19 protein-coding genes and 4 tRNA genes are annotated in these 12888 nt (G+C 41.1%); 10 read left to right on the plus strand and 13 right to left on the minus strand.

Translation table 11 applies throughout. The features are described 5' to 3' along the window. Positions 1-12: 12 nt before the first annotated feature. The 4 genes from BVU_RS14410 to BVU_RS14425 are packed head-to-tail and all read right to left on the minus strand — an operon-like array spanning position 13 to position 2528. On the minus strand, positions 13-465 hold the full coding sequence (locus BVU_RS14410; RefSeq protein ID WP_011965787.1) for a hypothetical protein: 453 nt from the start codon (positions 463-465) through the stop codon (positions 13-15). Beyond that, the gene (locus BVU_RS14415) at positions 465-842 is read right to left on the minus strand and encodes a single-stranded DNA-binding protein (RefSeq protein WP_011965788.1); all 378 of its coding nucleotides are present in this window, start codon (positions 840-842) and stop codon (positions 465-467) included. Before BVU_RS14415 ends, BVU_RS14410 begins: the two co-directional genes overlap by 1 nt. Then, positions 829-1749 carry a PD-(D/E)XK nuclease family protein gene (locus BVU_RS14420; protein ID WP_011965789.1) on the minus strand — a complete coding sequence of 307 codons (921 nt, stop codon included), beginning with the start codon at positions 1747-1749 and terminating at the stop codon, positions 829-831. The genes BVU_RS14415 and BVU_RS14420 overlap by 14 nt, the downstream gene beginning before the upstream one ends. Beyond that, entirely contained in the window at positions 1746-2528 is a 783-nt protein-coding gene (locus BVU_RS14425; protein ID WP_011965790.1) for a Rad52/Rad22 family DNA repair protein, read from the minus strand. The genes BVU_RS14420 and BVU_RS14425 overlap by 4 nt, the downstream gene beginning before the upstream one ends. 119 nt (positions 2529-2647) lie before the next feature. Between BVU_RS14425 and BVU_RS22395 the strand changes: the two genes are divergently transcribed. Next, a complete protein-coding gene (locus BVU_RS22395) occupies positions 2648-2806 on the plus strand; it encodes a hypothetical protein (protein ID WP_158303739.1) in 159 nt (52 codons plus the stop codon). 89 nt (positions 2807-2895) lie between these two features. Here the strand turns inward: BVU_RS22395 and BVU_RS22335 are convergent. From BVU_RS22335 to BVU_RS14450, 6 genes are all read right to left on the minus strand, one after another. Next, a tRNA-OTHER gene (locus tag BVU_RS22335) sits at positions 2896-3002 on the minus strand. Between the two features lie 459 nt (positions 3003-3461). Continuing rightward, positions 3462-3533: transfer RNA gene (locus BVU_RS14430), tRNA-Gly, on the minus strand. Positions 3534-3609: 76 nt separating this feature from the next. Then, a tRNA-OTHER gene (locus BVU_RS14435) sits at positions 3610-3683 on the minus strand. 40 nt (positions 3684-3723) lie between these two features. Further along, positions 3724-3924: a hypothetical protein gene (locus tag BVU_RS14440; RefSeq protein WP_011965791.1), complete on the minus strand. Its 201-nt coding sequence runs from the start codon at positions 3922-3924 to the stop codon at positions 3724-3726. After that, entirely contained in the window at positions 3921-4175 is a 255-nt protein-coding gene (locus tag BVU_RS14445; protein ID WP_229051060.1) for a hypothetical protein, read from the minus strand. The genes BVU_RS14440 and BVU_RS14445 overlap by 4 nt, the downstream gene beginning before the upstream one ends. A gap of 43 nt (positions 4176-4218) precedes the next feature. Continuing rightward, entirely contained in the window at positions 4219-4428 is a 210-nt protein-coding gene (locus tag BVU_RS14450) for a hypothetical protein (protein WP_041174468.1), read from the minus strand. 113 nt (positions 4429-4541) lie between these two features. On the opposite strand from BVU_RS14450, the gene BVU_RS22255 reads away from it, so the two are divergent. Next, positions 4542-4994, plus strand: a complete 453-nt coding sequence (locus BVU_RS22255; protein ID WP_011965793.1) for a hypothetical protein — start codon at positions 4542-4544, stop codon at positions 4992-4994. A gap of 16 nt (positions 4995-5010) precedes the next feature. Here BVU_RS22255 and BVU_RS14460 read toward each other — a convergent pair. From BVU_RS14460 to BVU_RS14470, 3 genes are all read right to left on the minus strand, one after another. After that, a tRNA-OTHER gene (locus tag BVU_RS14460) sits at positions 5011-5080 on the minus strand. 272 nt (positions 5081-5352) lie between these two features. Beyond that, positions 5353-5541, minus strand: coding sequence for a hypothetical protein (locus tag BVU_RS14465; protein WP_041174470.1), 189 nt, complete (start codon positions 5539-5541; stop codon positions 5353-5355). 30 nt (positions 5542-5571) lie between these two features. Then, complete coding sequence (locus BVU_RS14470) at positions 5572-5883, minus strand: hypothetical protein (RefSeq protein ID WP_041174471.1); 312 nt, start codon at positions 5881-5883, stop codon at positions 5572-5574. Positions 5884-5999: 116 nt separating this feature from the next. On the opposite strand from BVU_RS14470, the gene BVU_RS14475 reads away from it, so the two are divergent. From BVU_RS14475 to BVU_RS14510, 8 genes are all read left to right on the plus strand, one after another. Continuing rightward, positions 6000-6398: a helix-turn-helix domain-containing protein gene (locus BVU_RS14475; RefSeq protein WP_041174561.1), complete on the plus strand. Its 399-nt coding sequence runs from the start codon at positions 6000-6002 to the stop codon at positions 6396-6398. 49 nt (positions 6399-6447) lie between these two features. Next, complete coding sequence (locus BVU_RS21060; protein WP_049764328.1) at positions 6448-6984, plus strand: hypothetical protein; 537 nt, start codon at positions 6448-6450, stop codon at positions 6982-6984. Positions 6985-6994: 10 nt separating this feature from the next. Then, positions 6995-8116 (plus strand): hypothetical protein, encoded by a 1122-nt coding sequence (locus BVU_RS21065; protein ID WP_011965797.1) that lies wholly within the window; start codon positions 6995-6997, stop codon positions 8114-8116. 459 nt (positions 8117-8575) lie between these two features. Then, complete coding sequence (locus BVU_RS14490; RefSeq protein ID WP_005843416.1) at positions 8576-9040, plus strand: TspO/MBR family protein; 465 nt, start codon at positions 8576-8578, stop codon at positions 9038-9040. 125 nt (positions 9041-9165) lie between these two features. Continuing rightward, positions 9166-9861 (plus strand): hemerythrin domain-containing protein, encoded by a 696-nt coding sequence (locus BVU_RS14495; RefSeq protein WP_005843418.1) that lies wholly within the window; start codon positions 9166-9168, stop codon positions 9859-9861. Beyond that, positions 9858-10469, plus strand: coding sequence for a response regulator transcription factor (locus tag BVU_RS14500; protein ID WP_005843420.1), 612 nt, complete (start codon positions 9858-9860; stop codon positions 10467-10469). The genes BVU_RS14495 and BVU_RS14500 overlap by 4 nt, the downstream gene beginning before the upstream one ends. A gap of 311 nt (positions 10470-10780) precedes the next feature. Further along, positions 10781-11521: a (Fe-S)-binding protein gene (locus tag BVU_RS14505; protein WP_005843421.1), complete on the plus strand. Its 741-nt coding sequence runs from the start codon at positions 10781-10783 to the stop codon at positions 11519-11521. Beyond that, positions 11518-12885, plus strand: coding sequence for a lactate utilization protein B (locus tag BVU_RS14510; RefSeq protein WP_005843424.1), 1368 nt, complete (start codon positions 11518-11520; stop codon positions 12883-12885). The genes BVU_RS14505 and BVU_RS14510 overlap by 4 nt, the downstream gene beginning before the upstream one ends. Positions 12886-12888 lie beyond the last annotated feature (3 nt).

Here is a 12888-nt window from a genome sequence, read left to right on the forward strand (position 1 = left end):
AATTTGTTATTATTAATATCTGCCTTCATACTCGGCTACAAAGGCGGAATAGTACTTATCGGTAGGCAAGGGGAGTATGATGCCAAAATCATTGTTGACATCAGCCTTCACGCTTTCCATGAAGTTTGTCATTTCCAAGGTATTCAGCTTGCTTGTGCCACGGGATATGGTTTCGGTCTTTCCACCTATGGTCACCTGTTTGCTCAGAAATTTCTTGCAGTAGAGATCATGTATGTCCTGCACACCGTCAGCGGTGCTCCAATATTCCTCTCCTGTGTATTCCCTGAAACAGGCCCCGATACATCGGAACCATTGCCACATGAGGGCATTCTGGTTGAGGGTACGGGGCTTGGTCTTGCGTTTGATGGTGAGGGTATATTCCCCATTTCTCAGCAGGCTTAGCATGAACTCAAACGGTTTGTCAAGAGTTGCTTTACCGTCTTTCTTTATAATAGTGGCTTCCATCAGCAGGGCAACTCATCATCGGAACTGGCATGTTGTGTCTGCTGCTTGACAGTTACCATCTCCATGCTTTCTGCAAATGTCTCAACGACAGTATGCCTGACACCGTTCTTGTCTTCAAACGACCGGCTTCTGATTTCGCCTTCGACATATACCTTATCCCCTTTATGAAGATACTTCTTGGCTGTTTCGGCAATACCACGCCATACTACGATATTATGCCATTCGGTACGTTCGGGAATTTGTGTGCCATTTGGCAAAGTCTGTGCGCGCTTGGTCGTGGCAAGAGAGAACTGGCCGACGGCGACACCGCCCTCAAGATATCTGACATCGGGATCCTTTCCGAGATGTCCTAACAGGATTGCTTTATTCACACTCATTTTCTTTCTCCTTTCTTATGGTTATACGAATAGATGCTTTCTTTTCGACAGATTTCAGATACTTTGAATACAAATCCGGATAGTCAGTCTGGAATGCCTTGGTGTCGAATGACTTGCCTGTTGTGGCGGGAGTGACGGAAGCACGCAGTCGTCCGGCATCCCATACATTCACCCCATTCTCTATCATGGCGTTTTTCAGTCCTTCCTTCATCTGTTCGCTCTGTTCCTTGGCAAAATCCAGCTCTTCCTGGATATCAATAAGCATTTGTACAGCCGCCGCAGTCATCAACTGCAGGTTTCCGGCAGGTGCTATTTCTGTGGAAAGGTATTTCTCACCCTTCACTTCGCATTCCATGAGGCGCATTACTTCTTCATCAGACCTGCGCTCAACAGGAATAAGCTCGGACTTGTCTCCACGGAGCCAGACCCCGTACAGGTTTCTGACTTTCAGTCCGGGATTCTGCCTCTCAAAGAGGTATGCGTATATGGACAACTGCCAGCTAAGGGATTCTTTGTCTATCCGGTAAGTGGTCTTGATATCCGCCAGGCTGATCTCACCTTCCTTTTCCCATACACAGTCGATGTTGGATGCGAAGTACTCCTCATCGGATACTGTGTATTCGTTGGCCAGCGCGTCATATCCGGCATTCATGCGCTCACGTAAATAGTTCTCCGCCTCGATGCTTTCAGGCTCGAATCCTGTCGAGTCTACAAATTCGCATTGTGAATGGATGCGGCTGCCCTTGTCGGCCGCACGCCTCATCACATGGTCGGGAACGCCTTTGTACTTGTCGGGAAACAACTGCCGGCTGATCATACCGGTAATTCCCCGGAGCTGTTTCTCTCCAAGAAAATAGGTGTGGTTCTCTTCATTGAAAACCACAGGGGACTTTACTAATTTTATCATTTCTTTTCAGGATATTTTTTGCCCATTTCAATACAGGCGTTACGAAACTCGTTATTGTTCTGCATGACTGTGTATCTTTTCCAGACAGACAGGACCTGCGCCCGTGACTTGCAGGCATTCATCTCATCAACTGCCTGTTTCAGTTGCGCACCGGTAAAAGCGGCAGGAGCCTGTGCCGGATTTTTAGGCACGGTTCTGGCAGGTGCCTGTTCTTTCACTTTCTCTTTCACTTCACCGAAAACATATCTTACGTCACCTCTGCCGTCAACAATCACCAGTTTGGAGATTTCACGCTGCTGGTTGTATTCAATCGACTGTACGTTGAACTTGGCATTTGTTCCAAAACTCTTGGAGCCATTGTAGCCGGTTTTTTCATATATTTCCGAGGAATCCAACGTTATCCAGATGAAGGGAGCCGTGTAAAGCTCACGACCGATTCCCCAGTTGAAAGCGGCGCGTTTGAAGGCATCGGACGCCTGTCCTTTCTCCTTCTCGGTATTGGACTCCGTACCCACATCCTGTTTGTTTACCCATACGCCTTTATCAGTGTCCCAGACAGATATCGTGCAGAACAGGTTTCCGTTTATCAGTTCGTGGCTACGCTGCCAGTTGTTTGGACCATAGACCTCATCCAGCATACGCATATCAACACGGGCATCTTTATAGAGCAGGAGGGAACAGCCGTTCTGCTTCATCGTGCCGACTCTGCATTCAATCTCGGAAGCCAATAATGTTCTGATTTGACTTCCTTGTGCTTTTTCTTCTTTTTTAGCAGCCATAATTTAATTTTATTGGTTTGACTTTTAGTTGTTTATATCTATAAAGTTATCTTTTATTGACAAGTTTGGCAAACAGAATCTTCGCCATTTTATCGCCATTTTCCCAAAGAATTAGGAGAATGGAAAAGCCAAAGAATACAATTTTACTCTCCAGCTTCCCGTTCCTGATGATGAACTTGGATAGCAACCCCGAAGAGGGATTCTTTGGGGTATATAATACAATCAGCCAATATGCTGATACAATTTATAATTCTAATAGCATGTTTGTAAACCGGTAAAAAGGTGCACTATCTTCACAGACCATGCACCGAAATCACAAACATAAAGTAAATGCGACAAAACTACTAGTCAGGCCTTCACAGGTTCATGGTGGAGAAACCCGGATTCGAACCGGGATGAGTTGCCAGGTCCGCCACATCCAAGGTTGGCCTTCCTGTCATCTAATGGTGCGTCTGCCTATTCCGCCATTTCTCCGTTTTGCCACCGTACCGCTGTACGGTGGGCTTTTCTCATCTTAATCTATTATTATGAAAAAGACAATTATCCTCACGGACGTCACGCATGAGGGTATCGAACCCTCCCCGACGAAGATCAGTTTTCTGAACTCTTGGGAACCCCGGTTGTTTTATGCGTGTTATAGCCACCCCATCCCGTGAGGCGGCCCGCATTAAGTTTCATTTATGTGATTCGAAATTCACCCTCACGGGCTTTGTTCCCGGATAGTCGGTCAGGACACACCGGGATAAATGAAGATATAGAATATAACATATAAAAGAGGGCTTCCACCTCACGCTGTCCTTTCCAGCGGCTTTGGGTTAAATTATTATCTAACAAATTGTTCTCTGCTTCACTGCCTTGAAGTCTCTAACATGGCTACGTTTATACGGGTAGGTACGGCTCCCGCTCTTCAGGTAAAAATATGCAATTGCATCGTGGACGATACGGGACTTGAACCCGCGACCCTCAGCTTGGGAAGCTGATGCTCTGCCTCTGAGCTAATCGTCCATGCGCCCGGACACTTCCGGGCTTGATTGATTAATTAGTATTCAATATGATTGAAAGGTTCACCCTCACGGGCTACTGGTGCGGACGGGCGGACTCGAACCGCCGACCTCACGGAAAACCATGCGCTCTGCCTGACTGAGCTACATCCGCTTTGCCCGGACGCTTCCGGGCTGATAACAAGCAACCAGGATCAATCCTCACGGATCAACTTCTTTATATACCTGACCATATAACCGGGCATCATTCTTTCCCAAAGGAAAGCTGTACATATTGAATATACCAGCCCGATCACATTCAGATAAGTTATATGACCTTCATTATCCAGAGTGAAAGTCATCAGAGTGGGAACAGCCAGCAGGCTGATCCACATAATGAATAGTATTTTTTTCATTCTTGTTTCTTTTTTCCGGTTTTTCCAGTCTTTCTCATATTCCTGCAATGCATTAGTACTTGTGCGGCATTGCAGAACCATTTTCCGTTCTGCGAGTTTCTCGGCTTGACAGCCTCTATCTTGCCTGATTCGATCAGACGTTCCAGTTTTTTCTTTCCGCCTACTATTGCGGCTGCCTTTGTCTGTCCGAAATATTCTCCGGACATCACACGCATGATGTTATCCAGAAGGATATCAGCGGTATTGTCCATAAGCATAGTTGTCCTTACCTTGTTGTTGCATAGAAAAATCATATCACTGGGTTCTGGTTACTGTTACCGTTTTCTTTTCGATATTGGTTTTCGCGGACCATTTGTATCCGTTCGCACGTTCCACAGCCAGATTGGCACCATAAATCGTGCTGCCGATTGATCTGGCCTGACTTAAAGGGAATACCTCACATTCACCGACCGCCATTTTGCGGAGTGTCGGAACGATTTCTTTTTTTTCTGTTGTTTCTGTCATGATTGAAAAAAATTATAGTAATAGTTCTCCCGAGCCGATCCGGTCAGCGGCATCACGCCTTTTTCGGGAGATTTACTTAACTTTGTGGTGTCTAATCAAAAAATTAAGTGGTTATGGAAAAATATGAAATTGAAGAATGTCTTCACAAAGTATTTAAAAACTCACTTGATATGAAAGCCCAATGGATTTTCAAGATACAGAGTACAATACTCATGGTATCTTCAACAATCTTCGCTGTTATGGTTTCTTTTGCCAACGTTTCAAATGGCAGTCTTTGCAATCGTGTCCTCTTGGCATCCGCAATTTTATTAAATTCGGTATGTATCCTTTTCGCAAGCATATCTTTATTCGAGAATCGAGCCATGAGCAATGCATTGTCTCGCATTTCCTATAATAAAATAGTGGAATATAGAATGGGAATCCTTGGAATTGATTCTTCTTCCTCGAAGCAATACGTTGAGCGTAAGCCCATCTTCGCATTTTGTGAAAAAGCGTCTTACGTTTCATTTCTGTTATTTGTTTTAGCTTTGACAGCATGCGCCATATACAAGATTTGTTATACATAATTCAAATCTTAATTAGAGGTGACGGGCGGACTCGAACCGCCGGCCTCATGGGAACCATGTGCTCTGCCTGACTGAACTACATCACCTGTTATATATCGTAAATTGAAATCCATGTTTCAACGGCCCTTACAGGTCTAGCTGATTATTTTTACAACGACACGAGTCTGACCCTTACTCACAGCATTATGTCGTTGGCAGATTATGCTTACTCCCGTAGTCCGGTTTGTGCAGGAGGAAATCTGCGAACTCCTAAATACCAAGATGTCAAAGAACTCTTCTCTGTGTGTTCCCGGTCGCCCACCCAAGAGCATACTGGGTGGCGGTTGCCCGCCGGTGGTTTGGTTTGACTTCGGTGAGGTTACGGCTTCTGTACAAGAGAATCTTTCAAGATGCCTGCTGTAATTGCTATGGATTCAAGGGCAGCCTCAAGAACTTTGCATCTTTTTTCTGCCTCAGTCCAGAATTTTGCATTCTGGTCGCTTTGAAATTTCAGCTCCTTGTTTTGGGCTTCAAGTTCTTCAATTCGTTTTCTTAATTCTTCTTCCATGATGATTGATATTTGATTGGTATGATTGAATTATCTGGTTGCATATCCATTGGCCATGTCACCTGTCGGGTTGGCGTACAGGCTTTTCATCGTGAGTCCTGATTTTGGCAGGCGGGGCTTGATGTTCTGTGAGTAGTTATAGTCTTCCATGGCAAGAATGGCGTCTATCCAAGCTTGTCGTATGGCTGATTTCAAAGTATATCCCTTATAAACTTTCATGAACGCCCATGCCCTCTGCATGATGGCTTTGCGGTTATATTTGCCATCCACAACTAACCTATAGTCGCGTTTTTTTGCGCAACTTTTATTACTATTCGATTGGATATGTGAACTATTATTCATATATTTGTTTATTGATTGATTGGTATTGCAAAAGTAATCCATAAATGGATAATTTGCAATCATTTGTTTGAGTATATTATCCATATTTGGATATATTAACTATTGATTGTATTGGTATGGTTGAAAGAATTAAGTCTATTATCAATTATTATAAGCTAACTGATAGAGCTTTTGCTATTAAATGTAACATTAAGCAGAATACTCTTAGTAGGCAATTGGGAGGTACTAGTGAAGTTAGTCTATCCACTATTGATGCTATATTATCCACTTTTGAAGATATTTCCTCAGAATGGTTGTTGCGCGGGAAAGGAACTATGTTACTTTCGGATGTAGAGCATGAACGGAATATCATACCTGACACTAACATGGAACGGATGAACCGACTTGTAGATACGATTGCGACTCTACAAGGTGCACTCAATGAGAAAGATAAAACAATAAAGTTGCTTGAAGAAAAGGTAAAGCGCTTGGAAACTGAATTGGCAATGGTTAAGAATGAATGGAAAGTAGGATAATATGCTTTCTTCTTCTTTAAATTTATTACTAGAAAATGCAATAATATATATGGATGAACAATTAAACCTACTGAGTATAAAAGAAGGTTTGCCTGGAATGCATAAAGATTTATGCTCTCATTATTATTCAGCATGTATGACTACTTTACACCGTGCAGGTCATATAGTAAATGGAACTATTTTACATCTTGATGGTAATAGAAAAGGTAGTATACCTTTATATTGGGAAGATTATTTTGACGAAACAATTGATCGCTCGTGGAAAGAAATTAATTACTGTACCGATCATGCAGCAGTTTGTATGTCTTGTGTATTAGCTATTCATGAAACAGAATTTACAATTGTGGAACGTTCATGTAAAGGGGATGGCTTTGATTATTGGTTGGGATATAAAGAAGATCATTTATTTAATCACGCTGCAAGATTGGAAATATCAGGAATATTAAAAGAAAGTAGAACTAATACCATTGAAAAACGTTTAAAAGATAAGATGAAACAAACAGAACAGTCTGATGAAACTTGTCTTCCAGCTTATATATCTATAATTGAATTTGGAAAGCCTAAAGCACTATTTATAAAAAAGTAATTTGAGTACTATGGATATAAGGGAATTACATAACGAGGCTATGTATAAAGCGGAATTAGGAGATATACAGAAGTATCAAGGGAATTCTGAGTACGCAATAGATTTATATGCACAAGCGTATGAATTAGAAAAGAATGCGGCCTGTATTGCTTTAGAACATCATATGGGTGAACCAACAATTTCAATTCTTTTAAAGAGTGCAGCTTCTCTTGCTATGAGGTGTAGTTTAAATAGGGATGCAGAAAAACTTATAGGTTTAGCTCTTTCAGGAGAACCTCCAAGAGATATAGCGGAGGAACTTAGGAATATGTTGGAAACTGTTAATTTTCATCGCCATTTAGATTTGAGAGGAGTGATATTACAGGAAGATGAAGTACAATTAGTGATAGCAGGTAAAGGCGTAGGATATGGTTATGCTAAAAGTGATGATGTTTTAGACCGTGTAGATACATTTCAAAAATTAGCAATTAGAACAATAGAAAGAAAAGCCGGAAAGTCTTTTAGAAAAGCGGGGAAAATTCCCAATGAGCTTAAAGATGCTTGTCAACCATTTATAACTGTGCCTAGTGCTGCAAGTATGGCATTTAGAATGAAATTTGGTAGTGTTGAAAATATTACATTGAGTGGATTTGGTACATTCGAGAATGTTATTGAAGATATAAATGATAATATAGAATTAATTGCTAAAGGAGATATTGAGAGTTTAAAGCAGAATATATCAGATGAATCTTACTTTAATAATTTTATAGGTTTAACAAAGCAATTGGCTCCAGATGGAGATAGTGTTAATCTGTTTGGAATAACTTCTATATTAAAGGGAAAAGAAAGAAGAGTTGAGTTAACAAGCCCTAGAACCGAAATATCATTATTTATTAAAAACGCGGGAGTTGTTGTAGGTACTAATGAAAGTGATAAATTATCTGTTAATGCAGATAAAAATATTATTGGAGTTTTATCAGCAGCAGATAATCTTGGGAAAGTTAGAATTACGACTGCTAATGGCGAAAAGTACATAATTACAGTTCCAGATGGGCTTTCTGATATTGTAAAGACATATTGGGAGGAAGAAGTATCTGTTAAATATGTAATTGAAAAAAGAAGAAAAATACTAGTAGACATTGATGGAATATAATAAGCCCTCATTTCTGAGGGCTTTAAAGCATCCAGATTCAACATCACAATCATTCATCATCACAACTTGGACACTCTACATGCAATTACTAATGGTCAGATGAAAAGTTTGATTGGCAAATAAAAAAAATGAACGGTAAAATTGTGCGACAATTATAAGAATAATGGATTAATTTTTAACTTTTATGATATGAAAAGGCAGGATAGTACATAAATAATTACATTTCCGTGCTCTTGTCGGAAGGCAAAAAGCACTACTAATAACTTGTTGATATTTAAAAAGATAGGCTTAAAATTTGCAGACATGTCTAGTTTAGTTTTTGTGTTGTAAGTGCTCCCATCGTAAGCGAACGAATGGGAGCACGTTTTTTAGATACCTGCAGGGGAGAAGTGTTCTGTTTCTGCAACAAATCCGGAGGTTGGTTTGTTAATTATGGCATAAATAGAAACAATTCTCCTTATGAAAAGAATAATCCCCATACTGATTGCTATACTTATCTGTTTTGGTGTAGGCTGTACTGCTTCTTATTTTCAGTCGGAGTCCATACTCAACTGGTATCCTGCATTGGAAAAACCTTCTTGTACACCCCCTGATATAGCTTTTCCCATTGCTTGGAGTTTTATCTATCTGTGCATGGGAATTTCTATCGGGTTGATTTGGCATATATGGACAATAAGACGACAAATGATTATCAGATTATTCGGATTCCAGCTTCTGTTTAATTTTACATGGAGCATTTTCTTCTTTTATTTTCGGAGTCCGTTGCTAGGTTTTGCAAATATTCTGGTGCTGGATGTGCTTGTTATTTATTATATGATAGAAAGTTATCCGGTGAGGAAATCTTCGGCATATCTTTTTGTTCCTTATCTTTTGTGGTTGCTTCTTGCCACTTATCTTAACGGCTATATATTAATGTATAATTAAAAGACTGGCATTGGCCGGTTGAACGGGAATTATGGGTACAAGAGAAAATACCTATTTATAGTGATTGATAACCCTGGTGATTTTCCGTAACTTTGCGGCCATAAAGAGAAACAAAAAACATAACTATGTATAAAACAAGTAAATATACTCCGACGGACAAAATGAGTTATCTTATCTGTGATAACTATACATTGCTACAGGTAATGAGCCGTTTTGATCTTTCGTTAGGGTTTGGAGACAAGACAGTACAGGAGGTGTGCCGTGAAAATGGAGTGGATTGTCGTACTTTCCTTGCGGTGGTAAACTTCATGATTGAAGATAGCGACCGGATGGAGGATGATGTGAAGGATATTTCTATGCCTTCATTGATGAATTATTTAAAACAGGCACATCATTATTTCCTTGATTTCTGTCTGCCTACCATACGCCGTAAATTGATAGAAGCTATAGATTGTTCCACGGAAAACGAGGTTGCATTTCTCATTCTGAAATTTTTTGATCAGTATGCCGGAGAAGTGCGTAAACACATGGATTATGAAGATATGAATGTGTTTACTTATGTAGAGAATCTGATGACGGGACGAGAAACGGGAGGATTCCGTATCTCACAGTTTGCCCGCAGGCATGATCAGATAGATGCGACACTGACTGAGTTAAAAAACATCATTATTAAATATTATCCGGCAAAAGGAAATAACCATTTGTTGAACGCCGTATTATTCGACATATTCAGTTGTGAACAAGATTTGGCATCTCATTGCCGCGTAGAGGATTACTTGTTTGTGCCTGCTGTACTTAGGCTGGAAAAGGAGGGGAAATGAAACGGACAGAACTTGTGCACGTTGCGGTGGCCGAAACTTCAGTCATTGTGCGTAGCGGACTTGTGGCTGTGCTGAAGCGCATGCCTGATCTTATAATACAGCCGGTGGAAATAACTTCTCTTGAAGGACTGCAAAATTGTATGCAGGGACATCAGCCGGATATTCTAATCATAAATCCTACTTTCGGAGGATGGTTTAACGTGGACGAGTTCAAATCGAACTATCCACAGGCATCTGTCAAATGCGTTTCTTTGTTGTGTTCAGTCACAGATACCAATCTGTTGAAGGGATACGATGAGAGTATAGCGCTATATGATGACATCGAAGTTTTAAATAAAAAGTTAGTAGACCTGATGAATCTTGGTGTGGATGAAACAGATGGCGAACAGGAAGCGTTGAGCCAGCGTGAGAAAGAAATTATTTGTTGCGTGGTACGTGGGATGACAAATAAGGAAACGGCGGAAAAACTGTTCCTCTCCATTCATACGGTGATAACTCACCGTCGGAATATTGCGCGCAAGCTACAAATACATTCACCTGCCGGATTGACTATTTACGCTATCGTAAATAAACTGGTTGAACTAAGCGAGGTGAAGATGAACTTATAATACCTACAAATGGTGAGTGGAATAAGATAGAATACCTAAATGAAGTGATTGTGGATGTGGTCCCTAACCTCTATCTTTGCACTATAAGTTAGTCATATAGAAATTACGTAAACCACAAAGTTAGTTATTAGTTAAAAGTGCTCCCTGCGAAGTGATTCGCGGGGAGTACTTTTTTATTAGTAAGGCTTTTGCTCACAATATTATGCTTTTTTACCTATTCCGCTTCATTATTCGTTAGAAATCTCGTTGTTTTCTTAACAAATATCCTCTAACTTTGTTATTCAATATAGGACACATATTAACTAATGACAATGAAAGTAGGTTTATTTATTCCTTGTTATATCAATGCGGTATATCCGCAGGTGGGGATAGCCTCGTACAAGCTGCTGAAAAGTTTGGGAGTGGACGTGGATTATCCTCTCAATCAGACTTGTTGCGGCCAACCGATGGCGAATGCAGGTTTCGAGAATAAAGCGGTAGATTTGGCCCGTCATTTTGACGAACAGTTTAAGAATTACGATTATATAGTGGGCCCTTCGGCCAGTTGCGTCGTTTTTGTGCGTGATAACTACAGTCGTCTGTTGAAAGAAGACAAACATCGGTGTGCCAGCGAAGGTAAGATATATGATATCTGTGAGTTTATTCATGATATCGTCAAGCCTTCTTCGTTGAAAGCCAAGTTTCCACATAAAGTGAGTCTGCAAAACAGTTGTCATGGAGTGAGATTGATGAAACTTTCTTCTGCCAGCGAACTTAATATTCCTTATTTCAGCAAATTGCGTGATTTGCTCTCTTTAGTAGAAGGAGTGGAAGTTGTGGAACCGGAACGCAAAGACGAATGTTGCGGTTTCGGCGGTATGTTTGCCGTAGAGGAAGATGCGGTTTCCGTGCAGATGGGGCATGACAAGGTGATGCGTCATATTGCTACCGGTGCTGAATACATTGTGGGGGCCGACAGTTCGTGCCTGATGCATCAGAATGGTATCATTGCCCGTGACAAACTTCCTATCAAGACATTGCACATTGTTGAAATCTTAGCGGCAGGATTATGAGTACGAAACATTCAAAAGCAGCTGCGGAGTTTCTGAAAAACAAGAAACAGGCCGCATGGCATGACGAAACACTTTGGCTGGTTAGGGCAAAGCGTGACAGACTGAGTAAAGAAGTTCCCGAATGGGAGGAATTGCGTAATATGGCATGTGCTACTAAACTATATAGTAACAGCCATTTGGACGAATTATTGGTGGAGTTTGAAAACAATGCGCGTGCTAACGGAGCTCATGTCTATTGGGCAAAGGATGCGGATGAGTATTGTAACATTGTCTACAATATTCTGAACCAGCACGGAGTGAAGCATTTTATAAAAAGCAAATCCATGTTGGCCGAGGAGTGTGAACTTAATCCTTTTTTGGAAAGCAAAGGGATTGAAGTGGTAGAAAGCGACTTGGGAGAGCGTATCTTGCAATTGATGCATCTGAAGCCGAGCCATATTGTATTGCCTGCTATTCATATCAAACGTGAACAGGTAGGTGAGCTTTTCGAGCGAGAGATGGGTACGGAGAAAGGAAATTTTGACCCTACTTACCTTACACATGCAGCCCGGAAAAATCTCCGTCAGAAATTTATTCATGCTGAGGCGGCTATGACAGGTGCTAACTTTGCTGTAGCTTCTACTGGTGAGATTGTGGTATGTACCAATGAAGGAAATGCGGATATGGGTACTTCCCAGCCTAAATTACAGATTGCGGCTTTTGGTATGGAAAAAATTGTGCCGGATCGTGAATCATTGGGAGTGTTCACCCGTTTGTTGGCCCGTTCGGCTACAGGACAACCCATTACTACATATACTTCTCATTATCGAAAGCCTAGAGAGGGTGGGGAACTTCATATTATTATTGTAGATAACGGACGTAGTAAGATATTAGCCGACCCAAAGCATATCAAGACTTTGAATTGTATTCGTTGTGGAGCCTGTATGAATACATGTCCTGTATATAGACGTAGTGGGGGGTACTCTTATACTTATTTTATTCCCGGCCCTATCGGGATTAACCTGGGGATGTTGAAGGCGCCGTTACATTATTATGACAATGTGTCGGCTTGTTCTTTGTGTTATTCCTGTTCGTTTGTATGTCCGGCTAAAGTGGATTTGGCGGAGCAGATCTATTTGTGGCGCCAGGATTTGGATAAATTGGGTAAGGCAGACCGGATGAAAAAGGTAATGTCCGGTGGCATGGAATTCATGATGAAGCGCCCTTCGATATTCAATATGGCATTAAAATGGGCGCCATTGGTAAACGGAGTGCCGCGTTTTCTTATCTATAACGGATTGAATGACTGGGGGAAAGGACGTGAAATGCCGAAATTTGCTAAGGAGAGTTTCAATGAAATGTGGAAGAAAGGTAAAGTGAAGTAAATT

Origin of the sequence: Phocaeicola vulgatus ATCC 8482, from assembly GCF_000012825.1 — a bacterium.
In the GTDB taxonomy this organism is placed as follows: domain Bacteria; phylum Bacteroidota; class Bacteroidia; order Bacteroidales; family Bacteroidaceae; genus Phocaeicola; species Phocaeicola vulgatus.

Excerpts from the sequence above, each read along its gene's own strand:
- BVU_RS14410 (WP_011965787.1), bottom strand. The coding sequence starts at position 465 with ATGGAAGCCACTATTATAAAGAAAGACGGTAAAGCAACTCTTGACAAA.
- BVU_RS14415 (WP_011965788.1), bottom strand. The coding sequence starts at position 842 with ATGAGTGTGAATAAAGCAATCCTGTTAGGACATCTCGGAAAGGATCCC.
- BVU_RS14420 (WP_011965789.1), bottom strand. The coding sequence starts at position 1,749 with ATGATAAAATTAGTAAAGTCCCCTGTGGTTTTCAATGAAGAGAACCAC.
- BVU_RS14425 (WP_011965790.1), bottom strand. The coding sequence starts at position 2,528 with ATGGCTGCTAAAAAAGAAGAAAAAGCACAAGGAAGTCAAATCAGAACA.
- BVU_RS22395 (WP_158303739.1), top strand. The coding sequence starts at position 2,648 with ATGGAAAAGCCAAAGAATACAATTTTACTCTCCAGCTTCCCGTTCCTG.
- BVU_RS14440 (WP_011965791.1), bottom strand. The coding sequence starts at position 3,924 with ATGAAAAAAATACTATTCATTATGTGGATCAGCCTGCTGGCTGTTCCC.
- BVU_RS14445 (WP_229051060.1), bottom strand. The coding sequence starts at position 4,175 with ATGGACAATACCGCTGATATCCTTCTGGATAACATCATGCGTGTGATG.
- BVU_RS14450 (WP_041174468.1), bottom strand. The coding sequence starts at position 4,428 with ATGACAGAAACAACAGAAAAAAAAGAAATCGTTCCGACACTCCGCAAA.
- BVU_RS22255 (WP_011965793.1), top strand. The coding sequence starts at position 4,542 with ATGGAAAAATATGAAATTGAAGAATGTCTTCACAAAGTATTTAAAAAC.
- BVU_RS14465 (WP_041174470.1), bottom strand. The coding sequence starts at position 5,541 with ATGGAAGAAGAATTAAGAAAACGAATTGAAGAACTTGAAGCCCAAAAC.
- BVU_RS14470 (WP_041174471.1), bottom strand. The coding sequence starts at position 5,883 with ATGAATAATAGTTCACATATCCAATCGAATAGTAATAAAAGTTGCGCA.
- BVU_RS14475 (WP_041174561.1), top strand. The coding sequence starts at position 6,000 with ATGGTTGAAAGAATTAAGTCTATTATCAATTATTATAAGCTAACTGAT.
- BVU_RS21060 (WP_049764328.1), top strand. The coding sequence starts at position 6,448 with ATGGATGAACAATTAAACCTACTGAGTATAAAAGAAGGTTTGCCTGGA.
- BVU_RS21065 (WP_011965797.1), top strand. The coding sequence starts at position 6,995 with ATGGATATAAGGGAATTACATAACGAGGCTATGTATAAAGCGGAATTA.
- BVU_RS14490 (WP_005843416.1), top strand. The coding sequence starts at position 8,576 with ATGAAAAGAATAATCCCCATACTGATTGCTATACTTATCTGTTTTGGT.
- BVU_RS14495 (WP_005843418.1), top strand. The coding sequence starts at position 9,166 with ATGTATAAAACAAGTAAATATACTCCGACGGACAAAATGAGTTATCTT.
- BVU_RS14500 (WP_005843420.1), top strand. The coding sequence starts at position 9,858 with ATGAAACGGACAGAACTTGTGCACGTTGCGGTGGCCGAAACTTCAGTC.
- BVU_RS14505 (WP_005843421.1), top strand. The coding sequence starts at position 10,781 with ATGAAAGTAGGTTTATTTATTCCTTGTTATATCAATGCGGTATATCCG.
- BVU_RS14510 (WP_005843424.1), top strand. The coding sequence starts at position 11,518 with ATGAGTACGAAACATTCAAAAGCAGCTGCGGAGTTTCTGAAAAACAAG.